Origin of the sequence: Neorhizobium alkalisoli, assembly GCF_007829835.1 — a bacterium.
Taxonomy (GTDB): Bacteria; Pseudomonadota; Alphaproteobacteria; order Rhizobiales; family Rhizobiaceae; genus Neorhizobium.
The window spans coordinates 49,186-73,993 of record NZ_VIWP01000013.1 but is presented as its reverse complement, the minus strand read 5'-3'; the positions used below and the strand labels follow the sequence as shown (position 1 = coordinate 73,993).

The 24,808-nt window shown below is 58.5% G+C and carries 21 protein-coding genes; 14 read left to right on the top strand and 7 right to left on the bottom strand.

All coding sequences use genetic code 11. The annotated features are described in order from the left end of the window. Positions 1-140: 140 nt before the first annotated feature. The 6 genes from rho to FHW37_RS29195 all read left to right on the top strand — a co-directional run bounded on the left by rho (position 141) and on the right by FHW37_RS29195 (position 7,029). Complete coding sequence (rho, locus tag FHW37_RS29220; protein WP_145642909.1) at positions 141-1,406, top strand: transcription termination factor Rho; 1,266 nt, start codon at positions 141-143, stop codon at positions 1,404-1,406. A gap of 73 nt (positions 1,407-1,479) precedes the next feature. Further along, positions 1,480-2,775 carry a tRNA uridine-5-carboxymethylaminomethyl(34) synthesis GTPase MnmE gene (mnmE, locus tag FHW37_RS29215; RefSeq protein WP_145642907.1) on the top strand — a complete coding sequence of 432 codons (1,296 nt, stop codon included), beginning with the start codon at positions 1,480-1,482 and terminating at the stop codon, positions 2,773-2,775. 31 nt (positions 2,776-2,806) lie between these two features. Next, positions 2,807-4,690, top strand: coding sequence for a tRNA uridine-5-carboxymethylaminomethyl(34) synthesis enzyme MnmG (mnmG, locus tag FHW37_RS29210; RefSeq protein ID WP_145642905.1), 1,884 nt, complete (start codon positions 2,807-2,809; stop codon positions 4,688-4,690). Continuing rightward, positions 4,690-5,307, top strand: coding sequence for a 16S rRNA (guanine(527)-N(7))-methyltransferase RsmG (gene rsmG, locus FHW37_RS29205; RefSeq protein WP_145642903.1), 618 nt, complete (start codon positions 4,690-4,692; stop codon positions 5,305-5,307). The genes mnmG and rsmG overlap by 1 nt, the downstream gene beginning before the upstream one ends. Before the next feature lie 13 nt (positions 5,308-5,320). Further along, positions 5,321-6,112 carry a ParA family protein gene (locus FHW37_RS29200; protein WP_145643024.1) on the top strand — a complete coding sequence of 264 codons (792 nt, stop codon included), beginning with the start codon at positions 5,321-5,323 and terminating at the stop codon, positions 6,110-6,112. 38 nt (positions 6,113-6,150) lie between these two features. Next, on the top strand, positions 6,151-7,029 hold the full coding sequence (locus FHW37_RS29195; RefSeq protein ID WP_145642902.1) for a ParB/RepB/Spo0J family partition protein: 879 nt from the start codon (positions 6,151-6,153) through the stop codon (positions 7,027-7,029). A gap of 46 nt (positions 7,030-7,075) precedes the next feature. Here FHW37_RS29195 and holA read toward each other — a convergent pair whose 3' ends face one another. Genes holA through leuS form a run of 3 tightly spaced genes read right to left on the bottom strand, consistent with a single transcriptional unit; the run spans position 7,076 to position 11,287 of the window. Next, on the bottom strand, positions 7,076-8,107 hold the full coding sequence (gene holA, locus FHW37_RS29190; RefSeq protein ID WP_145642900.1) for a DNA polymerase III subunit delta: 1,032 nt from the start codon (positions 8,105-8,107) through the stop codon (positions 7,076-7,078). Then, positions 8,095-8,664, bottom strand: a complete 570-nt coding sequence (locus FHW37_RS29185) for an LPS assembly lipoprotein LptE (protein WP_145642898.1) — start codon at positions 8,662-8,664, stop codon at positions 8,095-8,097. Before FHW37_RS29185 ends, holA begins: the two co-directional genes overlap by 13 nt. Continuing rightward, on the bottom strand, positions 8,654-11,287 hold the full coding sequence (leuS, locus tag FHW37_RS29180) for a leucine--tRNA ligase (RefSeq protein WP_145642896.1): 2,634 nt from the start codon (positions 11,285-11,287) through the stop codon (positions 8,654-8,656). Before leuS ends, FHW37_RS29185 begins: the two co-directional genes overlap by 11 nt. Positions 11,288-11,467: 180 nt before the next feature. On the opposite strand from leuS, the gene FHW37_RS29175 reads away from it, so the two are divergent. Together FHW37_RS29175 and FHW37_RS29170 are read left to right on the top strand one after the other, a co-directional pair. Next, a complete protein-coding gene (locus FHW37_RS29175; protein WP_145642894.1) occupies positions 11,468-12,127 on the top strand; it encodes a YggS family pyridoxal phosphate-dependent enzyme in 660 nt (219 codons plus the stop codon). Between the two features lie 86 nt (positions 12,128-12,213). Continuing rightward, positions 12,214-14,130, top strand: a complete 1,917-nt coding sequence (locus tag FHW37_RS29170; RefSeq protein ID WP_145642892.1) for a propionyl-CoA synthetase — start codon at positions 12,214-12,216, stop codon at positions 14,128-14,130. Positions 14,131-14,142: 12 nt separating this feature from the next. Here FHW37_RS29170 and FHW37_RS29165 read toward each other — a convergent pair whose 3' ends face one another. Both FHW37_RS29165 and FHW37_RS29160 read right to left on the bottom strand, forming a co-directional pair. Next, positions 14,143-14,376, bottom strand: coding sequence for a BrnA antitoxin family protein (locus FHW37_RS29165; RefSeq protein ID WP_145642890.1), 234 nt, complete (start codon positions 14,374-14,376; stop codon positions 14,143-14,145). 117 nt (positions 14,377-14,493) lie between these two features. Next, positions 14,494-15,204, bottom strand: coding sequence for a DUF1013 domain-containing protein (locus tag FHW37_RS29160; RefSeq protein ID WP_145642888.1), 711 nt, complete (start codon positions 15,202-15,204; stop codon positions 14,494-14,496). A 218-nt stretch (positions 15,205-15,422) separates the two neighbouring features. Here FHW37_RS29160 and acs point away from each other — a divergent pair, with 218 nt between their 5' ends. Both acs and FHW37_RS29150 read left to right on the top strand, forming a co-directional pair. After that, the gene (acs, locus tag FHW37_RS29155) at positions 15,423-17,378 is read left to right on the top strand and encodes an acetate--CoA ligase (RefSeq protein ID WP_145642886.1); all 1,956 of its coding nucleotides are present in this window, start codon (positions 15,423-15,425) and stop codon (positions 17,376-17,378) included. A 105-nt stretch (positions 17,379-17,483) separates the two neighbouring features. Then, on the top strand, positions 17,484-18,122 hold the full coding sequence (locus FHW37_RS29150) for a tetratricopeptide repeat protein (RefSeq protein ID WP_145642884.1): 639 nt from the start codon (positions 17,484-17,486) through the stop codon (positions 18,120-18,122). A 5-nt stretch (positions 18,123-18,127) separates the two neighbouring features. Here FHW37_RS29150 and FHW37_RS29145 read toward each other — a convergent pair whose 3' ends face one another. Both FHW37_RS29145 and FHW37_RS29140 read right to left on the bottom strand, forming a co-directional pair. Then, positions 18,128-18,487, bottom strand: a complete 360-nt coding sequence (locus tag FHW37_RS29145) for a thermonuclease family protein (protein ID WP_246690983.1) — start codon at positions 18,485-18,487, stop codon at positions 18,128-18,130. Between the two features lie 132 nt (positions 18,488-18,619). Further along, on the bottom strand, positions 18,620-18,838 hold the full coding sequence (locus tag FHW37_RS29140) for a DUF1674 domain-containing protein (protein WP_145642880.1): 219 nt from the start codon (positions 18,836-18,838) through the stop codon (positions 18,620-18,622). A 120-nt stretch (positions 18,839-18,958) separates the two neighbouring features. Between FHW37_RS29140 and htpX the strand changes: the two genes are divergently transcribed. From htpX to purH, 4 genes are all read left to right on the top strand, one after another. Then, complete coding sequence (htpX, locus tag FHW37_RS29135) at positions 18,959-19,924, top strand: zinc metalloprotease HtpX (protein WP_145643022.1); 966 nt, start codon at positions 18,959-18,961, stop codon at positions 19,922-19,924. Beyond that, a complete protein-coding gene (locus FHW37_RS29130; protein ID WP_432442912.1) occupies positions 19,915-21,324 on the top strand; it encodes an RsmB/NOP family class I SAM-dependent RNA methyltransferase in 1,410 nt (469 codons plus the stop codon). The genes htpX and FHW37_RS29130 overlap by 10 nt, the downstream gene beginning before the upstream one ends. 98 nt (positions 21,325-21,422) lie before the next feature. After that, the gene (locus tag FHW37_RS29125) at positions 21,423-23,096 is read left to right on the top strand and encodes a heparinase II/III family protein (RefSeq protein ID WP_145643020.1); all 1,674 of its coding nucleotides are present in this window, start codon (positions 21,423-21,425) and stop codon (positions 23,094-23,096) included. An 84-nt stretch (positions 23,097-23,180) separates the two neighbouring features. Further along, positions 23,181-24,797, top strand: coding sequence for a bifunctional phosphoribosylaminoimidazolecarboxamide formyltransferase/IMP cyclohydrolase (gene purH, locus FHW37_RS29120; protein WP_145642876.1), 1,617 nt, complete (start codon positions 23,181-23,183; stop codon positions 24,795-24,797). The last annotated feature ends 11 nt before the right edge of the window (positions 24,798-24,808 follow it).

Genomic DNA, 24,808 nt, shown 5'->3' with positions numbered 1-24,808 from the left:
GGGGTCGTGAATCGCTATTTTCGCCGCCATCTCATCTCGTGGCATGTGTTTAGTTTCCGTCGCCCCCGGATCATCTTCCGCGGTTCGACATTCCAGCGACACGCCTCCTTCCCCTGAAATTCTCTCAACGTGGTCCCTTCATGGCTGAAATGAAGCTTCAAGAACTTAAAGGCAAATCTCCCACCGATTTGCTGACCTTCGCCGAATCTCTGGAGGTCGAGAACGCCAGCACGATGCGTAAGCAGGAGCTGATGTTCGCGATCTTGAAGATGCTGGCGAGCCAGGACGTCGAGATTATCGGCGAAGGCGTGGTCGAAGTTCTGCAGGACGGCTTCGGGTTCCTGCGCTCGGCGAATGCGAACTATTTGCCGGGCCCGGATGATATCTACATTTCGCCTTCGCAGATCCGCCGCTTCTCGCTGAAGACCGGTGATACTGTCGAAGGTCCGATCCGTGGTCCCAAGGAAGGCGAGCGCTACTTTGCCCTTCTTAAGGTCAACACGATCAATTTCGACGATCCGGAAAAGATCCGTCACAAAGTTCACTTCGACAACCTGACGCCGCTCTATCCGAACGAGCGCTTCAAGATGGAACTCGAAGTTCCGACTTCGAAGGACCTGTCGGCACGTGTCATTGATCTCGTAGCACCGCTCGGCAAGGGCCAGCGCGGCCTGATCGTTGCACCGCCGAGAACCGGTAAGACCGTTCTCCTGCAGAACATCGCCCATTCGATCACGGCCAATCATCCGGAATGCTATCTGATCGTTCTCCTGATCGATGAGCGGCCTGAAGAAGTGACTGACATGCAGCGCTCCGTGCGTGGTGAGGTTGTTTCATCGACCTTTGACGAACCGGCGGTCCGTCACGTCCAGGTGGCAGAAATGGTCATCGAGAAGGCAAAGCGTCTCGTCGAGCACGGTCGCGACGTTGTCATTCTGCTGGATTCGATCACCAGGCTTGGTCGTGCCTACAACACCGTTGTGCCGTCCTCGGGTAAGGTTCTCACCGGTGGTGTGGATGCCAACGCCCTGCAGCGGCCGAAGCGTTTCTTCGGTGCAGCCCGTAACATTGAAGAAGGCGGCTCTCTGACGATCATTGCGACGGCTCTGATCGATACCGGCAGCCGTATGGACGAAGTCATCTTCGAAGAATTCAAGGGTACCGGTAACTCGGAAATCGTTCTCGACCGCAAGGTGGCGGATAAGCGCATCTTCCCGGCGATGGATATTCTCAAGTCCGGCACGCGTAAGGAAGACCTCCTCGTGCCTCGCCAGGATCTCCAGAAGATCTTTGTCCTGCGCCGTATCCTTGCGCCGATGGGCACGACCGATGCGATCGAGTTCCTCATGGACAAGCTCAAGCAGACGAAGAGCAACAGCGACTTCTTCGATTCCATGAACACCTAATTATTAGCCGGATTCTTTGGGCGACTTGGCTTTTGTCCATGGTTGCCCGGAGATCCGGTTTTAGAGATTGGATATGGACGAAACGATCTTTGCCCTTTCCAGCGGTTTACCGCCTGCAGGGGTCGCCGTCATTCGGATAAGCGGTGTGAAGGCATTTGAGGCGATATCGTCTCTTGCCGGGGCATTGCCCACGCCTCGTGTAGCCTCTCTGAGATCGATTCGGGATCGTAATGGTCTGATTATCGACCAGGCGCTTCTCCTGACCTTTCCTGCACCCAATTCGTTTACTGGCGAGGATTGCGCCGAGCTTCACGTCCATGGAAGCCGAGCCGTTGTTGCGGCGGTTTATGCGGCGCTCGGTACTATGCCAGGGCTGAGGCTGGCTGAGGCTGGCGAGTTCTCAAGACGGGCTTTTGAGAATGGCAGAATGGATCTCGTTGAGGCGGAAGGGCTTGCTGACCTGATTGCTGCCGAGACCGAGATGCAGAGGCGGCTTGCCGTTGAACAAAGCTTTGGCGGACAATCAACTCTTTACACATCCTGGGCCGAACGGCTGACCACGGCGCGGGCCCTGATCGAGGCGGAGCTTGATTTCGCCGATGAGGAGGATGTTCCTGGATCGGTATCGGATCTTGTCTGGGCCGATATGGCGGCGCTGCAGCGCGAAATCGATGAGCATGCTCGCGCCGCGGATGGTGGCGAGATCATTCGCGATGGTTTCAAGATTGTTATCGGCGGGCCGCCGAACGCAGGAAAATCCAGCCTGCTCAACTGCCTTGCCAGCAGGGATGTAGCCATCGTTACCGATATTGCAGGCACGACGCGGGACGTCTTGAGCGTGGATCTGGATATTGACGGATATCTTGTGCGCTTCTTCGACACTGCCGGCCTGCATGACAGCACGGATGTGGTGGAACGCGAAGGAATTCGCCGAGCAGCGATCGCTGCGGAACAGGCAGATTTGATTCTTGAGCTGCAGGATATCGATTCTCTGCCGAAACGAATCGAATGGCCTACCCAGACACCGGTAGTACGGGTCGGCACGAAGTCTGATTTGAATGGCAACAGCGAGCAATTTGATCTTTGCATTTCGACGAAGACGCGCGAGGGTTTGGAAGAGCTGCGCCGTCTGATCGCTCAGCGAGTGAGCAGTTCCTGGTCGGGTGTGGCTGTTCCGAATCGCCGGAGACAGCTGGATCTCATCAAGGAGACTTCCAATTTCATCGCGGAAGCGCTAAGAGGCGGTCCATTGGATCTCCGTGCAGAAAGCCTGCGATCTGCGGCATCCGCGCTTGGGCGGATCACTGGGCGCGTCGATGTCGAGCAATTGCTGGACGTCATCTTTTCCCAATTCTGCATCGGCAAATGATTCACGTGAAACATTCGGTTTGATGGGCGTGATGGTTGATAGCAATTTCGACGTTATCGTGATCGGTGGCGGGCATGCTGGATGCGAGGCTGCCAGTGCGGCTGCGCGCATGGGCGCCAGGACAGCGCTGGTGACCCATAGTCGAGAGACAATTGGTGTCATGTCCTGCAATCCGGCGATCGGCGGGCTGGGAAAGGGACATCTTGTTCGCGAGATCGACGCGATGGATGGCCTGATGGGCCGAGTTGCTGATGCTGCTGGAATTCAATTCCGCCTTCTCAACCGGAAGAAGGGTCCCGCAGTCCGCGGTCCTCGTACGCAGGCCGACCGTAAGCTCTATCGTATGGCGATGCAGAGCGAGATCTTTTCCCATGATAATCTGACGGTTATCGAAGGCGATGTCTTTGATATCGACATCCGAGATAATCATGTTGCTGGCGTCATCCTAAAAGATGAACGTCGATTCGGATGCGCAACGGTCGTTTTGACGAGCGGGACTTTCATGAGGGGTCTCATCCACATCGGTGATCAAAAGACGCCGGCCGGCCGTATGGGCGAAGCCCCTTCATTGGGTTTGTCGCAGACACTTGGCAGACTTGGCTTTAAACTGGGTCGCCTCAAGACCGGGACGCCGGCGCGCCTTGATGGAAAGACGATTGACCGGTCTAGCCTCGGCAGCCAGGAAGCGGACGAAACACCGGTTCCTTTCTCGTTTATGACAGATACCATTTCAAACCCTCAGATCAGCTGTGGCGTGACCCGAACCACGGAAGCGACCCACAAGATCATTTCCGACAATATCCATTTGTCGGCGATGTATTCCGGTCAAATCGAAGGCGTGGGTCCGCGGTACTGTCCTTCAATCGAAGACAAGATCGTTCGCTTTGGCGAGCGCGACGGACATCAGATCTTTTTGGAGCCAGAAGGGCTGGACGACGATACGGTTTATCCAAATGGGATATCGACGTCTTTGCCGCAATCGGTTCAGGAAGCTTTCATTCGCACTATTCCTGGCCTTGAGCGCGTTCGGATCATTCAGCCGGGCTATGCCATTGAATATGATCATGTTGATCCTCGAGAGCTGACGGCTAACCTGGAAGTTAAGCTGCAGCCGGGCCTGTTTCTGGCCGGGCAGATCAACGGAACGACGGGATATGAAGAAGCCGCCGCTCAAGGGCTTATCGCCGGACTGGCTGCCGCGATCTCTGCAGGCGGTGGCGAAGCGAAGCCGCTGAGCCGAGCCGAATCCTATATCGGTGTGATGATAGACGATCTGACATCGAAGGGAATTACCGAGCCTTACCGGATGTTCACATCCAGGGCAGAATACCGGCTCTCCTTGCGAGCAGACAATGCCGACTTGCGACTGACTAATCTTGCCGAGAGTATCGGCTGTATTGGCCCGCAGCGCGCTGAGCGCTTTCGCGCATATCTGGCTGAGTTATCAGCCGGCCGCGAATTGCTCAAGTCGTTGACCATTACACCAAAGCAGGCCGCGGCTTATGGTGTCACCTTGAATCAGGATGGTCAGCGTCGCAGTGCATATGAGCTTTTGTCATATCCAGAACAGTCCATGACATCCCTCAATCGAATTTGGCCTGAACTCGAGGAACTTGGTTCGAAGGTGGCAGAAGCCTTGGAGATCGAAGCGACCTATGCCGTTTACGTCGATCGGCAGGCTGCAGATATCAATGCTACATTGCGTGACGAAGCTCGAACAATTCCTTCGGATTTTGACTATAGCGACGTGTCCGGCCTATCGAACGAACTGCGCTTGAAGCTAACTCGCGGAAGACCAGGAAATATTGCCCAGGCAGCCAAGGTTGATGGCATGACGCCTGCTGCCCTTGCGCTCCTACTGGCGATCGTCAAGAAAAATGCTGCGACCACTGGTCGCGCGAAACGAGTCTCATAATGCTCCTGAACGGTAGAAGTGTTTCACGTGAAACGCAGGAAAGGCTGGAGCATTTTGCAGTGCTCTTCAGCAAATGGGCTAAACGCATAAATCTCGTTGCGCCCTCCACGCTTGATGAACTTTGGCAGCGCCATATTGCAGACAGCGCTCAGATTTTTCAGGTGGCGCCGGGAGCAGCGACCTGGGTCGATTTGGGATCCGGAGGCGGATTTCCCGGCGTTATCACAGCAATCTTTCTTGCAGAACTTCAGGATGGCTGGATCCATCTCATCGAGAGCAATCAGAAAAAATCGGCTTTTCTCCGCGTTGCGTTGAGCGAGACGGGAGCAAGAGGGTCTGTACATAGCGTTCGCGCGGAATCGGCAACTTGCGTCACCTCCGAATGCGATCGCATCTCGGCACGAGCCCTCGCCGACCTTGATACGCTGCTCTCCTATTCGTCCCCCTGGATGATCGAGAAAAAAACAACGGCATTTTTTCATAAAGGCCGGGATTATCGTCGCGAGCTCACCGAAGCCCATGGTCGCTGGGACTTCGATCTGATAGAACATGCTAGCGCTGTCGAGAAGGACTCAGTCATTCTTGAAATCAGCAATCTTCGGCACAAAGCTCTTTAAATTCGGGTGCGGCATGTTCGAAAAGAACCGAATTATCACGATCGCCAATCAAAAAGGCGGCGTCGGAAAGACTACAACGGCAATTAATCTGGCGACCGCACTTGCTGCGATCGGAGAGCGTGTGCTGATCGTTGACCTGGATCCTCAAGGCAACGCAAGCACGGGCCTTGGAATTGATCGTAAGGATCGCAAGCTGTCTTCCTACGACGTTCTGGTCGGCGAGGCCGATATCGGTCAGGCTGTTGTTGAGACGGCGGTGCCTAATCTCTTCATTATCCCATCGACGATGGATCTTCTCGGCTTCGAGATGGAGATTTCGCAGGCCTCCGATCGGGCATTTAGGTTGCGTCGCGCACTTGCGAGCGATGATGCCCTCTCCTTCTCCTATATCCTTGTCGATTGCCCGCCTTCGTTCAATCTTCTGACAATGAATGCTATGGCTGCGGCCCACTCTGTGCTTGTACCTTTGCAGTGCGAATTTTTCGCTCTGGAAGGCTTGAGTCAGTTGCTTGAAACTGTGGATCAGGTTCGCCAGACAGTTAACCCGTCTCTGGATATCCAGGGTATCGTCTTGACGATGTTTGACGCCCGTAACAATCTTGCTCAGCAGGTTGTGAGTGATGTCCGCACCTATCTTGGCGATAAGGTTTATCACACCTTGATCCCGCGCAATGTCAGGGTTTCCGAGGCTCCGTCTTATGGTAAGCCGGCTATCCTTTATGATCTGAAATGCGCAGGCAGCCAGGCTTATCTGCAGCTGGCTTCCGAGGTTATCCAGCGCGAGCGCCGCCGCAAGGCCGCCTGACGCGCTTTGAATTTGGTTTTATACGACAGGTGACACGGATGAGCGACGATCCCTCCAAGCGGCGGCTGGGCCGTGGTCTTGCGGCCCTTATTGGCGAAATGGATCAGCCGGTTCCAGCTGCCGGGCAGAAGAATATCAGCCCTGACCGGATGGCGCCGATCGAACACGTCACGCGCAACCCCAAGAACCCGCGCCGCCATTTTGACGATAGCGAGCTGCAGGACCTGTCGAGCTCCATTCGCCAACACGGTATCGTTCAGCCGGTCGTCGTGCGCCCGCGGGGAACCGGTTTCGAAATCATTGCCGGTGAGCGTCGCTGGCGTGCTGCCCAGCTGGCTGGCCTTACCGAGATTCCGGTTATCGTTCGCGATGTCGATGACCGTACGGCTCTCGAAATTGCGATCGTCGAAAACGTCCAGCGTTCGGACCTCAACCCTCTGGAAGAAGCTTTGGGTTATGATCAGCTGATCGCGGAACATGGTTATACCCAGAACGACCTGGGTGAGATCATCGGCAAGAGCCGGAGCCATGTTGCAAACAGCCTGCGACTGCTGAAACTGCCTGATCCCGTTCGCGACATGCTTTCTGCCGGGACGTTGTCGGCCGGCCACGCCCGAGCCCTGGTAACAACGTCCGATCCGACAAGCCTCGCCAAGACAATTGTGGCAAAGGGCATGTCCGTGCGGGACGCTGAGCGCCTTGCCCAGAACGATATCAAAGCCCAGAGCGACCAGAACGCGCCGCAAAAGATCGTCGAGAAGGATTCTGATACTCTCGCTCTGGAGCGGACTTTGTCCGATTCACTCGGGCTTGAAGTGAAGATCAATCACAAGGGCGGCAGCGGCCAGGTTCGCATCAACTACCGCAGTCTTGAGCAGCTCGAAGAGATCTGCCGTTTGCTGGAAAGGCGGGCGTAATCGCCCTGCCCTTTCGGGTTTTGCGCCGTAATGATCGATATGTCGTTCAGCGTCCGGACTGAATGGCCGTCGCCATCAACGTCTGGAATGCGATGCTCGGTTCCACGCTCTGTCTCTGGCGAGAGAGCAATACGGCGGCCTGGAGCCGTTCCGTCTCGCGGGCAAGTGCTGGTGCGGACCACGTTCTCAATGCCTTTTCGACGATCGGCTTTCGCTTGAAGTGAATATGCCGGCCGAGCGTCATCATAACCTGACCGGCCTGCTGCCGCTTGTCATCCATCTCGGCTTTCATGAGATCGAGCAGCTGAAACTGTCGTAGGCACGACTGCAAAACAAGAAAAACCGGTGTCTTGGATATCAGAATTTTCTGAACCGCCCGCTGCAGGCCCGGCAAATCACCGCTGAGGATCGCGTCGACTGCTTCATCGGCCGAAACGCCGCTGGCATCGCCGATGATCTCATCGACATTCTCTTCCGTGACAACAGATTGCCCACGGCAATAAAGGGCGAGTTTGCGGACTTCGTTTCTGGACGCGAGACGGTCACCGCCCAGCAATTCAAGCAGGCGCTGGCGGGCCGCGGGATCGATCTGGAGACCTTCGCCAAGCAATTCGGCATCGATCAGCGCGTTAAGGGCACGCCCATCGTCCGCGTAACACGGAATGATCGCCACCGACTTAGCCGGCTCTGCAATCTTACGCAGCCCGCTTCCTTTTTTCAGATCACCAGCTTCAACGATGAGAATATTGGCGGCCGGCGCATCCTCTGCGATGACTTGTAGCGCGTCGAGCAACGGCTTTTCATTCATCGCATTGCGAAGCCAGATAAGCTTGGCGCCACCAAACAGGCCGATCGAATTGACCTCATCGACAAGACGGCCCGGGTCTCCCTGAAGATCCGAGATATCGAGTTTAAGCAGTGCGAAAGGATCATCCTGTGCCACTCCGGACTTCTGTGCGATCGCTGAAGCCCTCTCCGATACGAGCCCTCGGTCCGGCCCATAGATGACATAGGTCTTGTAAAGGCCGGAGGTCTTTTCGAGAAAACGTTCGAATTCGTGGGATTTTATTTCTGCCATGCTGTCTGCGATTGCGGCTCTTTGGAAAGTGCGATGGCCACATCGCCCCTGACAAATTCGGCGGCTTCGCGAGCAGCACGGTTTTCGGCATCACGAATGGCGCGCAGCTTTGCAAAGCTCTGGCCGGGCACGTCGATCAGCGAGACAACCTGACGGGTAGCCGACTTCAGCACTTGACCGTCCTTAACACGGGTCAGGCTATAGGTGACGTCAATCTGGACGCGACCTGCCACCGGAACGTTTCGCACCGAAACGGTGTCATCATTCTGGTCATTCGTCAGGTCGAGAATACTGGATGCCGTGCTTTTGGCGGAAAGCTTGACCTCATATTCCGGGTGCGCCGTTTCACCGGCGCCTCCGGAGGTCAGGAATACCAGGTTGTTGCGCACGACCTGTTCGACCCGGTTCTTCGGGTCGGCGAAGCCAACATTGTTCAACCGCTGGCCAATACCGGAAGCCTCCGAATAAAGAGGACGAACCTGGCATGAGGCCAGCAAGGTGAGAGCGGTGATGCCAACAGCAGTCGCGAAACGGCGAAGAAGGAGATCAGACGACAATGTTCACAATCCTCTGCGGCACAACGATAAGCTTCTTCACCGGGCGTCCATCAAGAGCCGCCTTGACCACGTCCAGTGCCAGGACCGCAGCCTCGACAGCAGTTTGATCCGCGTCGCGCGCGATTGTCAATTCACCGCGCTTCTTGCCATTGATTTGGATCGGCAAAGTGATTTCGTTCTCGACAACCAGTGCCTCGTCATAGACAGGCCAGCCGGATTCCGAGACCATCTGGTTGTTACCCAGCACGGTCCAGCATTCTTCGGCCAGATGTGGCGTCATCGGCGCGACGATCTGGATGAGGATCTCGGCAGCGTTCCGAACCGCTGCCCAATAGGCAGCATCGCCCTTGCCGGCTGCAACATCCGCGAGCGGCGCTGCAAGCGCGTTTACCAGCTCATAGATGCGTGCCACGGCCTTGTTGAAGGAAAGCTTGTCCAGATCACCCTGAACTGCCTTCAGCGTCCTGTGGGCCAGCTGTGAGATCGCAAGAGCATCTCCATCCTTTGCAGGTGCCGGTTCAACGGTAGAGAGGTTCTCTGCCGCCTCAGAAATCAGTCTCCACAAGCGCTGGGTGAAACGATGCGCGCCTTCGACGCCTGCCTCAGACCAGATGACGTCACGGTCCGGCGGGGAGTCGGACAGAACGAAGAAGCGTGCCGTATCAGCGCCATAGGAAGCGATGATATCGTCCGGATCGACGACGTTCTTCTTCGACTTCGACATCTTTTCGATCGAGCCGATCGTGACTTCTTCGCCGCTCTTCAGGAGCGTCGCGCGGCGCTTGCCGTCGATCTCTTCGATGCTGATGTCGGCCGGCGACACCCATTCGCCATTCTGGCCCGAGGAGCCGAGACGGTAGGTTTCATGGACGACCATGCCCTGCGTGAAGAGGCCCTTGAAGGGTTCCTTGACGTCGACATGGCCTGTTTCGCGCATGGCGCGGGTGAAGAAGCGGGAATAGAGCAGGTGCAGGATCGCATGCTCGATACCGCCGATATACTGGTCGACAGGCAGCCAGCGGTTGGCGACGGCCGGATCGGTCGGCTGCTTTTCCCAAGGTGCGGTGAAGCGAGTAAAATACCAGCTAGAATCGACGAACGTATCCATCGTATCCGTTTCGCGACGGGCATCCTTGCCGCAATGCGGGCAGGACACATGGCGCCAGGTCGGATGACGATCCAGCGGGTTGCCTGGCTGGTCGAAGGTTACATCGTCTGGCAGCTGGACCGGCAGATCCTGTTTCGGAACCGGAACGACACCGCAATCGTCGCAATGGATGACCGGGATCGGGCAACCCCAGTAACGCTGGCGCGAAATACCCCAGTCGCGCAGGCGGAAGTTCACCTTGCGCTCGCCCTGGGCCTGGTTGCCAAGGACCTGTTCGGACAGCTTTTCGGCAACGATCTGGAAGGCTTCGTCGGTGGTCTTGCCATCGAGGAAGCGCGAATTGATCATCACGCCGTCGTCGACGTAAGCGGTATCGCCGACTGCGAAAGTGGCAGCATCGCCATCCTTCGGCATGACGACCGGCACAACCGGCAGGCCATACTTGCGTGCGAAATCCAGGTCGCGCTGGTCGCCGGCCGGGCAGCCGAAAATGGCACCCGTGCCGTACTCCATCAGCACGAAGTTTGCGACATAGACCGGCAGTTCCCAGGAAGGATCGAGTGGATGCTTGACGCGGATGCCGGTATCGATGCCCTTCTTCTCGGCCGTTTCCAGCGCAGCCAGCGAAGTTCCCTGCCGGCGGCATTCTTCGGCAAAGGCTTCGATAGCCGGATTCTTTTCCGCTGCAGCCTTGGCTAGCGGGTGGTCGGCGGCGATGGCCAGGAAGGAGGCGCCGAACAGCGTGTCCGGACGGGTCGTGTAAACCGTGACTTCGCTTTCGCCGGCAGGCGCCGTCGAAGATACGATTTCCCAGCGGATCGCCATGCCTTCGGAACGGCCGATCCAGTTCTTCTGCATCAGGCGGACCTTTTCAGGCCACTGGTCGAGGTGATCGAGTTCGTCCAGCAGATCCTGGCTGAAGTCGGTGATCTTGAAGAACCACTGGACCAGTTCGCGCTGCTCGACCAGGGCGCCGGAACGCCAGCCGCGGCCGTCGATGACCTGCTCGTTGGCCAGAACCGTCTGGTCGACCGGATCCCAGTTGACCTTGGACTGCTTGCGATAGACCAGGCCCTTTTCCATCATGTCGAGGAAAAGGTGCTGCTGCTGCTGATAATATTCGACATCGCAGGTGGCGAATTCGCGCGACCAGTCCAGCGACAGGCCCATGGCCTTCAGCTGCTTCTTCATCGATTCGATGTTCTGGTAGGTCCAGGTCTTGGGATGAACCTTGTTGTCGCGTGCGGCGTTTTCCGCCGGCATGCCGAAGGCGTCCCAGCCCATCGGGTGAAGGACGTTGAAGCCGCGGGCGCGCTTGTAGCGGGCAACAACGTCGCCCATGGCATAGTTGCGCACATGGCCCATATGGATGCGGCCCGACGGATAGGGGAACATCTCCAGGACGTAATATTTCTCGCGCTGGTCGGCATTGTCGGTTTCAAAAACCTTTGCCTCGTTCCACTTCTGCTGCCAACGGGGTTCGGCATCGCGCGGATTGTAACGTTCAGTCGCCATTTCGATGATATTCCGGGAAAATAAAGATCAGGAGTTGGGGGTGACCTTCACCATGAAAGCCGCCAAGCGTCAAGTTTTTAGGGGCTTTCAGCTGGCGGCAAAGTTTCGGGAGAACCGCCCTTGGCAAGGCCTGATATGGGGGGTAATCGCTTCAATCGCAAGAAACGGAAAGGTTTGGTCATGACTGTCGAAGAGCGGCTCGCGGATGTGAAGGCGAAAATTGCGAAGGCGGAACGTCTCGGCGGGCGGTCTGCAGGCGCGGTGACGCTGGTTGCCGTCTCGAAAACCTTCGAAGCAGACGATATCCGTCCCGTGATCGCCGCCGGGCAGCGCGTCTTTGGCGAGAACCGCGTGCAGGAAAGCCAGGGCAAATGGCCCGAACTCAAGGCGGAAGCGCCCGGCATAGAGTTGCACCTGATTGGCCCTCTCCAGTCCAACAAGGCTGCCGATGCGATCGCTTTGTTCGATGTCATCGAAACGGTGGACCGGGAAAAGATTGCCCGAGCACTTTCGGATGAAATGAAGAAGCAGGGCAAGGCGCCGAAGCTTTATGTTCAGGTGAATACCGGACTTGAAGAACAGAAGGCCGGTATTGCACCGAAGAAGACTGTTGCTTTCGTCAGGCTTTGCCGTGAAGAGCTCGGCCTTTCGATCGAGGGGCTGATGTGCATTCCGCCGGCTGAGGAAAATCCTGGTCCGCATTTCGCGCTTCTGGCGAAGCTTGCCAAGGAATGCGGCGTCGAAAAGCTGTCCATGGGCATGTCCGGCGATTTCGAGACGGCCGTCGAGTTCGGCGCGACGAGCGTGCGCGTCGGCTCGGCGATTTTCGGCGCGCGCTGAGGCCCAAAACTTTCGTCGGGCTTCCCGATCCCCTCCCCGCTGCCTAGATTGCCTGTCCAGGCAGTGCAATGTAACGGGAGGTGCAGATGCAGAGCCGCTATTTCGACGTCTACGCGGCGTGGCAGAAAGACCCGCAGGCATTCTGGGCCAAGGCCGCCGAAGCCATCGACTGGTTTCGGCAGCCTGATAGCGTATTCGACGCCAGTCAGGGGGTCTATGGACGCTGGTTTGTCGGCGGCGAGACCAATACCTGCTACAATTGCCTGGATCGGCATGTGGCCGCCGGTCTCGGCAACAGGCCTGCCTTCATTCACGATAGCGCAATGACCGGCATGGTCCGGACTTTCACCTATGCTGAGACGCTGGCGGAAGTGAAAGCCATCGCGGCGGTGATGCTAGATCTCGGTGTAGCGAGCGGCGATCGGGTTCTCATCTATATGCCGATGGTGCCCGAGGCGATTTTTTCCATGCTCGCCTGCGCGCGCATAGGCGCCGTGCATTCGGTCGTGTTTGGTGGCTTTTCAGCGCAGGAACTTGCTGCGCGGATGAATGATTCGGAAGCGAAACTGATTATCTCTGCCAGCTGCGGCCTCGAACCCGGGCGTACCGTCGCCTACAAGCCACTGCTCGACCAGGCCATTGAGCTTGCACGCGCAAAACCGCAACATTGCCTCATCCTGCAGAGAGAACAGCTGCAGGCAGAGCTTCGCCCGGAGCGTGGTGAACTGGATTTAGCCGAAACGGTGGACGCGAAGCGGGGCGAAGAGATCGAATGCGTGCCGGTCAAGGCCACGGACCCACTCTATATTCTCTACACATCCGGTACGACCGGTCAGCCGAAAGGCATCGTCCGTGACAATGGCGGGCATATGGTAGCGCTCCATTGGAGCATGGAAAACATATTTGGCGTCAAGCCGGGCGAAGTTTTCTGGACGGCATCGGATATCGGCTGGGTGGTCGGTCATTCCTATATCGTCTATGCGCCGCTGTTGGCCGGCAATACGAGTGTGATCTTCGAAGGCAAGCCGGTTGGAACGCCCGATGCCGGTACGTTCTGGCGGGTCGTCAGCCAGCATGACGTCAAGGTGCTTTTCACGGCTCCGACCGCATTCCGCGCCATTCGCCGCGATGATCCAGATGGCGCGCTGGTCGAGAATTATGATCTGCTCGGGCTGCGTGTCCTGTTTCTTGCCGGTGAACGGGCGGATACGGAAACATTAAAATGGGCGGAGCAGAAGCTGAAGGTTCCGGCGATCGATCACTGGTGGCAGACGGAGACCGGCTGGCCGATCGCAGCCAATACGCTTGGCCTGGGCCTGATGCCCTTCCGTTACGGCTCGCCGACACGACCAATGCCGGGTTATGCCGTGGAGGTGCTGGACGATGCCGGCCATGCCGTGCCGGCCGGAACACTCGGCAATCTCGTTATCAAGCTGCCTCTTCCACCCGGTTGCCTTGTGACCTTCTGGCAGGCAGATGAACGCTTTCGCGAGGCCTGCCTTGTCGAGTTTCCCGGCTATTACAAGACGGCCGATGCCGGAATCATCGACGAGGACGGTTATATCTTCGTGATGGCGCGGACCGACGATATCATCAATTGTGCCGGGCATCGGCTTTCCACGGGCAGTATGGAAGAAGTCTGTGCGCGGCATCCGGATGTTGCAGAATGTGCGGTGATCGGCGTCAAGGATGCCGTGAAGGGTCAGATCCCTTGCGGCTTCCTCGTCCTGAAAAACAATGTTTCACGGGAAACAGAAATGATCGGCAAGGAGGTCTCGGCTCTGGTCCGGAGCGAGATCGGCCCCGTTGCCGCGTTCAAGACTGTCATCATCGTGCCAAAACTGCCGAAGACGCGGTCCGGCAAGATTTTGCGTGGCACGATGCAGAAGATCGCCGACGACCTGCCCTGGAAAATGCCGGCAACAATCGAAGATCCATCAACGCTCGAGGTGATCGAAACGCTCTTGCGGAAAAGCGGTTATGCGCAATCCGCCCTGCCCTGAGGTGCTGAAGGATCAGTCCTTGGCAACCATGGCGGCGCGCAGCGCATCGTTGATCCGGTCCTGCCAGCCCGGGCCGTCTTCCTGGAAATAGGCAAGGACGTCGCCATCCAAGCGGATAGAGACCGTTTCACGGCTCTGCGGGACGATCGGCCGTTCCACAGCCGGCGCCGGCTTCTTGGCGGCTGGCTTGAACAGCGCCTCGGCTGCATCCATCGGGTTGACTGGTCGTCTCGGTGTCGAAGCCATGATTCTCTCTCCCAGATGATTATCGGCTTAATAAAAAAGGCGAGGCGCAATCCCTATGGATCGATACGCCTCGCCTTGAATGACTATACGATGTCACCCGTTTCCGGGAGACATACCTCAGAAATTGTCGTCGTCGTCCTCGTCGCGGCGGGTCGACTTGAGGGAGGAAAGCTTTGCGAAAACGGCGTCCGCATCGATTTCCTTCTCTTCCTCGCGCTCGGAGCGGAAGCCGCCGAAACCGAGGTTTTCCGTTTCGGAAGCCGGCTGCAGCGAAGCGCCGAGTTCGGCAGCGGTCGGCAGCGGACGGCCCTTCGAAGCCTTTTCGACTTCAAGGTCGAGATCGATCTGGCTGCAGAGGCCGAGCGTGACCGGATCCATCGGCGTCAGGTTGGCGGCGTTCCAGTGGGTGCGCTCGCGGATCTGCTCGATCGTCGACTTCGTCGTACCGACGAGGCGGGAAACCTGGGCGTCCTTGAGTTCCGGATGATTGCGAACCAGCCAGAGAATGGCGTTCGGGCGATCCTGGCGCTTGGAGACCGGCGTGTAACGCGGGCCGCGGCGCTTGGACTCCGGAACGCGAACCTTCGGCTCCAGAAGCTTCAGTTTGTAGTTGATATCCTTTTCACCGCGCTCGATTTCGTCGCGCGAAAGCTGGCCGGTGGCAATCGGATCGAGGCCCTTGATGCCCTGCGCTGCTTCGCCGTCGGCAATCGCTTTCACCTCAAGCGGGTGCAGCTTGCAGAACTGCGCGATCTGGTCGAACGAGAGCGCGGTATTGTCGACGAGCCATACAGCCGTCGCCTTTGGCATGAGCAATTGTTGGGCCATGGATATAGTTCCTCTGTCCGTCCGCGCCGGTGTCGCGGGCCGTGGGTATCAACCACAATTTCCGGGAATTTACCGCCGTATAATCGAAATGGGTCAGAATTGCAAATCTTTAGACAACTTGTCCTTTGTCTAATTGCCGACCCCGCCCCACCTGTTATGAATGCGCATAATGGTCGGGAGGAGCGATCCTTTCCGTGCCGACAGTCAGGGAGGAATGCATGTCTGAAAAACTTTATCCGGTTCCGAAAGCCGTCAAGGCTAAAGCGCTCATCGACCAGGCGAAATACGAGAAATGGTACGAGGAGAGCATCGAGAACCCGGACAAGTTCTGGGGCAAGCACGGCAAGCGGATCGACTGGTTCAAGCCCTATACCAAGGTCAAGAACACGTCCTTCAAGGGCAAGGTCTCGATCAAGTGGTTCGAGGACGGTCTGACCAATGTCTCTTACAATTGCATCGACCGTCACTTGAAGACCCATGGTGAGCGCACTGCGATCATCTGGGAGGGCGACAACCCCTATATCGACAAGAAGATCACCTATAACCAGCTCTACGATCAGGTCTGCCGCATGGCGAACGTGCTGAAGAAGCACGGCGTCAAGAAGGGTGACCGGGTAACGATCTACATGCCGATGATCCCGGAGGCGGCCTATGCGATGCTTGCCTGCGCCCGTATCGGCGCCGTGCATTCGGTCGTGTTTGGCGGCTTTTCGCCGGAAGCGCTGGCCGGCCGCATCATCGACTGCCAGTCCACCTTCGTGATCACCTGTGACGAAGGCGTGCGCGGCGGAAAGCCTGTGCCACTCAAGGAAAATACCGATACGGCGATCCGCATCGCGGCCAAGCAATATGTCACGGTCAACAAGGTGCTTGTCGTGCGCCGCACCGGCGGCAAGACCAATTGGGCACCGGGCCGCGACCTCTGGTATCACCAGGAAATCGCCACCGTGAAAGGCCATTGCGAGCCGGCCAAGATGAAGGCGGAAGATCCGCTTTTCATCCTCTACACGTCGGGCTCCACCGGCAAGCCGAAGGGCGTGCTGCACACGACGGGTGGTTATCTCGTTTATGCGGCGATGACTCATGAATACACGTTCGATTATCACGATGGCGACATCTACTGGTGCACGGCTGATGTCGGCTGGGTCACCGGCCATTCCTATCTCGTCTACGGGCCGCTGGCGAACTGCGCCACGACGCTGATGTTCGAAGGCGTGCCGAACTTCCCGGATCAGGGCCGGTTCTGGGAAATCGTCGACAAGCACAAGGTCAATATCTTCTACACGGCGCCGACGGCGATCCGCTCGCTGATGGGTGCCGGCGACGAGTTCGTCACCCGCTCATCGCGTGAAAGCCTGCGCCTGCTCGGCACGGTCGGCGAGCCGATCAATCCGGAAGCCTGGGAATGGTATTACAACGTCGTCGGCGACAAGCGTTCGCCGATCGTCGATACCTGGTGGCAGACGGAAACCGGTGGCCACATGATCACCCCCCTGCCCGGTGCAACCGATCTGAAACCCGGCTCGGCGACAAAGCCCTTCTTCGGTGTTCAGCCGCAGCTGGTCGATAACGAAGGCAAGGTGCTGGAAGGTGCAGCCGACGGCAATCTCTGCATCATCGATTCCTGGCCGGGCCAGATGCGCAGCGTCTATGGCGACCATGAGCGGTTCATCCAGACGTATTTCTCGACCTACAAGGGCAAATATTTCACGGGTGATGGCTGCCGCCGCGACGAGGATGGTTATTACTGGATCACCGGCCGCGTCGATGACGTCCTGAATGTTTCCGGCCACCGGCTTGGCACGGCGGAAGTGGAATCGGCGCTCGTCTCGCACAATCTCGTCTCGGAAGCCGCAGTCGTCGGTTACCCGCACAACATCAAGGGCCAGGGCATTTATTGCTACGTCACCCTGATGGCCGGCAATGAAGGTACGGATGAGCTTCGCCAGCAGCTGGTCAAGCATGTCCGCCAGGAAATCGGCCCGATCGCCGCACCGGACAAGATCCAGTTCGCGCCGGGCCTGCCGAAGACCCGCTCCGGCAAGATTATGCGCCGTATCCTGCGCAAGATCGCCGAAGATGATTTTGGCGCACTCGGGGATACGTCGACGCTGGCCGATCCGGCCGTGGTCGATGACCTGATCGCCAACCGGCAGAACAAGACGGACGCCTGACCGGCATCTGTCCTGCCGATTGCCGGCAAATTCTCGATCAGGAAATCTGGGCGGCGGTATCCGCCGCCCTATAACAACCCATGACAGCAATCGGGAAGGTGATTGATGAAAGGGTTGTGGCGCATGGGTCTTGTTTCGGCATTCATTTCGCTTTTCGCCGGCCAGGCTCTTTCGGATACGGCAAAAGGTATCGTCGCCTACCGCAAGGGCGATTATCCGACAGCGGTCAGCGAGCTCGAAAAAGCAGCTGCCGCCGGTGATGCGCAGGCTTTCTTCAACCTTGGCGTTCTTCATGCCGAGGGCAAGGCTGGTCCGCGCGACATGGCCAAGGCGGTCAACTACTATCGCAAGGGAGCAGATGGCGGCAGCGTGCTGGCCGCCTACAATCTGGCTCAGGCCTATCGCAAGGGCGATGGCGTGACGCAAAATTATGCCGATGCGGCCAGATGGTACGAATTCGCCGCCAAACACGGCGACTTTCGTGCCGGCAACGAGCTTGGCCTGCTTTATGTCGAAGGCAAAGGCGTGAAGGCCGACCCCGTAGAGGGCTTTGCGTGGATCTATCCCTCCACGCACGCAACGATCATGGACGATTCCGCCATGGCAAACGCGATGCAGCTGGCGTCCATGATGAATTCGGACCAGGTGCAGGAGGCCCAGAAGCGCGGCCGCTCTTATTACGAGACATATTTCGAACCGAACATGGATACGGTCGAGGCCATTCTGAAAAGCCGCGGCAAATAAGCCGGCTACCGGCTGCAGATCTCTGCCGGCTTGCGGCCGCCGTCATAAGGGCGTGCCATGCCCGAAGCGAGAAGATTGTTTCCGACGCTGCTTCCGTCCGGCAACAGGATATCTGCAACGATCCTGCCGAAATATTTGTCGCCGGAAATATGGGTCAGCTGGATCATCGGGGACTCGGCCGTCATGATTTCAAGCGCCTGACGCGCATCGAGCGCAATATTGCGAAGATCGCTGCATTTTGAATGCAGTTCAGCGGCATCGATACCACGAATGCGGACATAGACCTCGACGCGCTGCTGCGGCCAAGGCCGTGCCTCGACAAGCAAGGTATCGCCGTCGATCACGCGCTTTATCTCGGCTGTCACCGGCCCGGCAATCTCCTCCCGCGCTAAAGCCCCGCAGCCTGAAGCTGCAAAAAGGACAAGAGATATGGCAAGGAGCTTTGGCATGAAAGGAATAAATTCCGATCATCCATCAAAGTCAATAGGAATTTTATCTTAGAAATCGATCGCGCGGCCGTTGATTTCCCAGTCGCCGAAACGGGCCGGATCGGCGCCGCCGCGGCCGCCGTATTCTTCCGGCAGGTCCGGTTTTTCCGCTGCTTGCCGCCGTTCCTCGGCTTCCTGCAGGGCGCGCTGTGCTGCCGGTGAAAGCGGCTTTTTTGCCGCGCCAGCTTCGTTCAGCGCTTCGGAATTGTCGTTGTCGGCCGTCTGCATTGTCGGTTCACCGGTTATTTCATTGAAAACTGCAGTTGCATTGACCACATCTTAAGCCACTCGCAGCCAAGGGAAAACCCTGCAAAAGCTGCTTTGCGAATTGGCAACGGAGAGATGACGATGAATATCATGCGCACCGCCATGCTTCTGGCCTTCATGACGGCGCTTTTCATGGGTGTCGGTTTCCTGATCGGCGGCAAGAGCGGGATGATGATCGCGCTGCTTATCGCGGCGGGCATGAACCTGTTTTCCTACTGGAATTCGGACAAGATGGTGCTGTCCGCCTATCGTGCCCAGGAAGTCGATGAGCGCAGCGCCCCGGAATTTTATTTGATGATCCGGCAGCTGGCCGCCAATGCTGGCCTGCCCATGCCTAAGGTCTATGTTTATGACAACCCGCAGCCGAACGCTTTTGCGACCGGCCGCAATCCGGAAAATGCCGCCGTCGCTGCCTCGACCGGCCTCCTGCAGATATTGACGCATGAGGAGGTCGCCGGTGTCATGGCGCATGAGCTGGCCCACGTCCAGAACCGCGATACGCTGACCATGACGATCACCGCAACGCTTGCCGGTGCGATTTCCATGCTCGGCAATTTTGCCTTCTTCTTCGGCGGCAACCGCGAGAACAACAACAATCCGCTCGGCTTTATCGGTGTCATCGTGGCCATGATCGTAGCACCGCTTGCCGCCATGCTGGTGCAGATGGCGATCAGCCGCACGCGCGAATATTCGGCCGACCGCCGCGGTGCCGAGATCTGCGGAAACCCGATGGCGCTTGCCTCGGCGCTGGCAAAGATTGCCGGTACCGCCCATCAGGTCCCGAACTATGATGCGGAACGCAATCCGGCCACCGCGCATATGTTCATCATCAACCCGCTCTCGGGCGAACGGATGGACAACCTCTTTTCCACCCATCCGAATACGGAAAACCGGATTGCCGCCCTACAGCAGATGGCAGGTGAGTTTCGCGGCCATGCCTCGACTGCGGCGGGCAGTGCTGCTAGACCGCAGCGCAGCGCGCGCTCCGTTCCGAATACAGGCTGGGGTCGCGGCTCGAACGAACCGCGCAAGGGTCCCTGGTCTTGAACGACAAAAAGAACAACGAAAAGAAAAACGGAAAACCCTCCGAGCACCGTCGCAGGCAGGCTCCTGCCGGCGCCGAAAGAGCGCCGGCCAAGCCTGGGCTGGAAGTCCGGGCAACGGCTGCCAAGCTGCTCGCCGCGGTCATCGACAAGAAGATTTCTCTCGATGGCATGCTGGATCTGACCCATGGCAATCCGGCCTATAAGGCGCTCAACGATGCCGATCGTGGGCTTGCCCGTGCCATTCTGACGACCGCTTTGCGGCATCTGCCGCGGCTCGAAGCCGCGATCGCGTCGCTGATCGATACGCCTTTGCCGGAAGGGGCTCGCGCGCTCCAGCATGTGCTGATCGTCGCAGCGGCGCAGATCCTGCATCTCGATGTGCCGTCGCATGCGGCCGTCGATCTTGCGGTCGAGCAGGCCAATCGTGACCCGCGCAACAGGCGGTTTGCGAAACTGGTCAATGCCGTGCTGCGCCGTATGGTGCGCGAGAAAGACGAGATTCTGGCCGCGACCGCTTCGGTTTCGCCGGTGCCGGACTGGTTCCGCAAACGCCTCGCCGCCGCTTATGGCGCGGAAGAAGCGGAGCGTATCGCTGAAGCGCAGCTCGTACCGGCGGCGATCGACATGACCGTGAAATCGGATCCGAAGGCATGGGCGGAGCGCCTCGGCGGCAAAGTTCTGCCAACGGGTAGCATTCGGCTCGCTGCCTTCGAGGGTTCCGTCACCGGGCTTGAAGGTTTCGATCAGGGTGAATGGTGGATCCAGGATGCGGCCGCGGCCATTCCGGCAAAACTGTTCGGCGATATTTCCGGCAAGCGGATTGCCGATCTCTGCGCGGCGCCCGGCGGCAAGACGGCGCAGCTGATTGCAGCCGGGGCAAAAGTTACTGCCGTCGAGCAGTCTTCCAACCGTCTTGCGCGGCTGAAGGAAAATCTCGGTCGTCTCGGTCTGGAGGCCGAACTGGTCGGTGGCGATCTTTTTGATTTCCAACCCGACGAGCCGCTCGACGGCATCCTGCTTGATGCCCCCTGCTCTTCCACCGGTACAACCCGCCGGCATCCCGACGTCCTCTGGACCAAGGGGCCGGAGGATATCGGCAAGCTCGCCGTGCTGCAGGAAAGAATGCTGCGCCATGCGCTGACGCTGGTGAAGCCAGGTGGCATCGTGGTCTTTTCAAACTGCTCGCTCGATCCGATCGAAGGCGAAAAACTCGTCGCAAAGATCATCGGCGATACCAAAAATGTCAGCCGTGTGCCTGTCGATCCCAAGGACTGGCCGGGGCTCGAAAGCGCTATTACCGAACTTGGCGAATTCCGCACCACGCCGGCCATGCTGCCGGGCGACGACAAATTTGTGGGTGGAATGGACGGGTTCTTCGCAAGCGTGCTGCGTTTCGGGTAAGGCTTTCTTCACCATAACGCGACATAATTTCGTATTATCTAATTTTGGTCCGGCCGCGGGGCGGACATCTGTTCCTGCGGGGGGATTCTGGCGTGACGATGCGGCTCGCGGATCGCCGAAGGGTTTTTGCCTTCGGCTGGCGGGAGGTCTGGCGACGCTTCTGCCGGCGCTCCGCCGGCTTGCGTCTGCTTTTCAGCCCGCTGCCGGTGCCGGATCGCCTGATCGTGGCGCCGACCGATCTTCGTTCGCTTGATCCCTTCATCGCCGAGGAAATTTTTGAGGGGCGCTTTCCCCTGGCGGGGCGCATTCTCGAGACTTATGGCCAGTCTCCTTTCTCCGTCGAACTGCCTTCCAAGGCATTTGCCGAACGTCTCCACGCCTTTGCCTGGCTGCGGCATATCCGTGCCAACAAAACGGAAGAGGCCTGCGCCAATGCGCGGGAAATCGTTTCCGATTGGATGGCCGTCCATGGCCGCCGGCCGAAGGGCCTTGCCTGGGAATCGCATGTAGTCGCAGAGCGGGTGATCGCGTGGCTCTCGCATTCCACCGTCGTGCTGCAGGGTGCCGAGGCCGGTTTTTATCGCCGGTTCATGAAGAGCCTTGCCTATCAGGTCCGGTACCTGCGCAAGATCGCCGGCTGCCTGCCGAAGGACGAGACTCGGCTAAAAATCCGCATTGCGCTTGCCATGGCGTCCGTCTCGATGCCGACGCGCACCGGTTATATCCGCCGCGAAGGGGCAAGGCTTGACCGCGAGCTCGAGAGCCAGATCCTTGCAGATGGCGGCCATGTTTCCCGCAATCCGCGGGTCATGCTCGATATCCTGATGGATCTTCTGCCGCTGAGGCAGACCTATATCAATCTTGGCCATGACCTACCGCAGAAGCTGATCCCGACGATCGACCGGATCTATCCGGCATTGCGTTTCTTCCGGCATCAGGATGGCGATCTGGCGCTGTTCAACGGCGCCACGGCCACGCCGGCCAGCCTGCTGATGTCGGTGCTGCGATATGACGAGAGCGGCGGCAAACCGTCCAAGACCCTGCCCCACATGAATTACCACCGGCTTTCGGCCGATGCGACGACGTTGATCGCCGATACCGGCTATTCCTCGCCTGACGTGGCTCGCAGCGCTCATGCCGGCAGCCTTGCTTTCGAAATGTCCTCGGGACGGCATCGCTTTATCGTCAATTGCGGTGCGCCGACCTTTGCCGGTCGTGGGCATCGCAATATCGCCCGTTCCACCGCTGCGCATTCGACGCTCATTCTTGATGAAACCTCATCCTCGCGGATCCTGAAGCCGAAACTGGTCGGTTCCATTCTGCTTCCTGGCGTATCGGAAGTGGCTGTCGAACGCTGGGAGGATCCGCATGGGAACGACTGGCTGCGCGCTTCGCATGACGGTTATCTCAGGGATTACGGTTACAAGCACGAACGCGAAATCGGCCTCAATGCCGCCGGCAACAAGATCAAGGGGCATGACAAGCTGTTTGTCCCGGAAGGCCATGAAGCCGGTGACGAAACACTGACTGCCATCGTGCGTTTTCACGTTCATCCGTCGATCAAGCTTTCCAGACGCGATGCCGAGAGTGTCATGATGAGCGCCAATGACGGCGAGCGCTGGCTGTTTACCGCGCCCGGCCTGGAACTACTGATCGACGAGGACATCTTCTTCGCCGATGTGTCCGGCGCCCGGCCGAGCCAGCAGCTGGCGATCGAATTCAGCCTGCCGGGGACGACGGAAGTCCGCTGGATGCTGCGACGGGGCGAATAGGCGTTTCCTCGAGGCGGAAGCTGTGCTAACGGGCGGCCTTCCAATCCAGCGCCCGGCTCTGAGGCGCCCTGCCAGGAGATACCGATGGCTGTCGCTTCCAAAAAAATCCCCGCTCCCGATCGTGTGCGCATCCGCACAGCACTTCTTTCCGTCTCCGACAAGACCGGCATTATCGAGCTTGCCAAAGCGCTGAGCAACAAGGGCGTAAAACTGCTCTCGACCGGCGGCACCCACAAGGCGATCGCAGCTGCGGGCCTTGCCGTGACCGATGTGTCCGACGTCACAGGCTTTCCTGAGATCATGGATGGCCGCGTCAAGACGCTGCACCCGACGGTACACGGCGGTCTTCTCGCCATCCGCGACGATGCCGAACACCAGACGGCGATGAAGGAACACGGCATCGAGGGCATCGATCTTGCCGTCATCAACCTCTATCCGTTCGAGGAAGTCCGCGCCGCCGGCGGTGATTACCCGACGACGGTCGAAAACATCGATATCGGTGGCCCGGCGATGATCCGCGCCTCGGCCAAGAACCACGCTTATGTCGCGATTGTCACCGATCCTTCGGATTATGCCGAACTGGTCGCGGCGCTCGACACCAACAATGGCGAAACGGAATATGCCTTCCGCCAGAAGCTGGCCGCCAAGGCCTATGCCCGTACCGCCGCCTATGACACGGCAATCTCCAACTGGTTTGCCGAAGCGCTTAATATCGCAACGCCGCAATACCGCACCATCGGCGGCATCCTGAGGGAAGAGATGCGCTACGGCGAAAACCCGCATCAGACGGCCGGTTTCTACGTCACCGGCGAAAACCGCCCCGGCGTTGCCACTGCAACCCTGCTGCAGGGCAAGCAGCTCTCCTACAACAACATCAACGACACGGACGGTGCTTTCGAACTGATCGGCGAGTTTTCAGCTGAAAAGGGTCCGGCCTGCGCGATCATCAAGCATGCCAACCCTTGCGGCGTGGCAACCGGCCCGACGCTGAAGGATGCCTATCTGCGGGCGCTCGCCTGCGACAGCACCTCGGCCTTTGGCGGCATCATCGCGCTCAACCAGCTGCTCGATGCCGAAACCGCCGAAGAGATCGTAAAGCTGTTCACCGAAGTCATCATCGCGCCTGAAGTGACCGAGGAAGCCAAGGCTGTGATCGCCGCGAAGAAGAACCTGCGTCTTCTCGTCACCGGCGGTCTGCCCGACCCGCGGTCGCGTGGCATCACCGCAAAGACGGTTGCCGGTGGTCTGCTGGTCCAGAGCCGCGATAATGGCGTGATCGACGATATCGAACTCAAGGTCGTGACCAAGCGTGCGCCGACCGCGACCGAACTGGCCGATCTGAAATTCGCCTATACGGTTGCCAAGCACGTCAAGTCGAATGCCATCGTCTACGCCAAGGACGGCCAGACCGCGGGTATCGGTGCCGGTCAGATGAGCCGCGTTGATTCCGCTCGCATCGCTGCCATCAAGGCCGAGGATGCCGCCAAGGCCATGGGCTGGGCTCAGCCGCTCACCAAGGGTTCGGCCGTTGCTTCGGAAGCCTTCTTCCCGTTTGCGGATGGCCTGCTGTCGGCGATCGCTGCCGGCGCAACGGCCGTGGTCCAGCCGGGCGGTTCGATGCGTGATGCGGAAGTCATCGCCGCCGCCGACGAGCACAATGTCGCGATGATCTTCACCGGCATGCGGCATTTCAGGCACTAAACGACAAGTAT

Coding starts and splice junctions, on each gene's coding strand:
- rho (WP_145642909.1), top strand. CDS start 141: ATGGCTGAAATGAAGCTTCAAGAACTTAAAGGCAAATCTCCCACCGAT.
- mnmE (WP_145642907.1), top strand. CDS start 1,480: ATGGACGAAACGATCTTTGCCCTTTCCAGCGGTTTACCGCCTGCAGGG.
- mnmG (WP_145642905.1), top strand. CDS start 2,807: ATGGTTGATAGCAATTTCGACGTTATCGTGATCGGTGGCGGGCATGCT.
- rsmG (WP_145642903.1), top strand. CDS start 4,690: ATGCTCCTGAACGGTAGAAGTGTTTCACGTGAAACGCAGGAAAGGCTG.
- FHW37_RS29200 (WP_145643024.1), top strand. CDS start 5,321: ATGTTCGAAAAGAACCGAATTATCACGATCGCCAATCAAAAAGGCGGC.
- FHW37_RS29195 (WP_145642902.1), top strand. CDS start 6,151: ATGAGCGACGATCCCTCCAAGCGGCGGCTGGGCCGTGGTCTTGCGGCC.
- holA (WP_145642900.1), bottom strand. CDS start 8,107: ATGGCAGAAATAAAATCCCACGAATTCGAACGTTTTCTCGAAAAGACC.
- leuS (WP_145642896.1), bottom strand. CDS start 11,287: ATGGCGACTGAACGTTACAATCCGCGCGATGCCGAACCCCGTTGGCAG.
- FHW37_RS29175 (WP_145642894.1), top strand. CDS start 11,468: ATGACTGTCGAAGAGCGGCTCGCGGATGTGAAGGCGAAAATTGCGAAG.
- FHW37_RS29170 (WP_145642892.1), top strand. CDS start 12,214: ATGCAGAGCCGCTATTTCGACGTCTACGCGGCGTGGCAGAAAGACCCG.
- FHW37_RS29165 (WP_145642890.1), bottom strand. CDS start 14,376: ATGGCTTCGACACCGAGACGACCAGTCAACCCGATGGATGCAGCCGAG.
- FHW37_RS29160 (WP_145642888.1), bottom strand. CDS start 15,204: ATGGCCCAACAATTGCTCATGCCAAAGGCGACGGCTGTATGGCTCGTC.
- acs (WP_145642886.1), top strand. CDS start 15,423: ATGTCTGAAAAACTTTATCCGGTTCCGAAAGCCGTCAAGGCTAAAGCG.
- FHW37_RS29150 (WP_145642884.1), top strand. CDS start 17,484: ATGAAAGGGTTGTGGCGCATGGGTCTTGTTTCGGCATTCATTTCGCTT.
- FHW37_RS29140 (WP_145642880.1), bottom strand. CDS start 18,838: ATGCAGACGGCCGACAACGACAATTCCGAAGCGCTGAACGAAGCTGGC.
- htpX (WP_145643022.1), top strand. CDS start 18,959: ATGAATATCATGCGCACCGCCATGCTTCTGGCCTTCATGACGGCGCTT.
- FHW37_RS29125 (WP_145643020.1), top strand. CDS start 21,423: ATGCGGCTCGCGGATCGCCGAAGGGTTTTTGCCTTCGGCTGGCGGGAG.
- purH (WP_145642876.1), top strand. CDS start 23,181: ATGGCTGTCGCTTCCAAAAAAATCCCCGCTCCCGATCGTGTGCGCATC.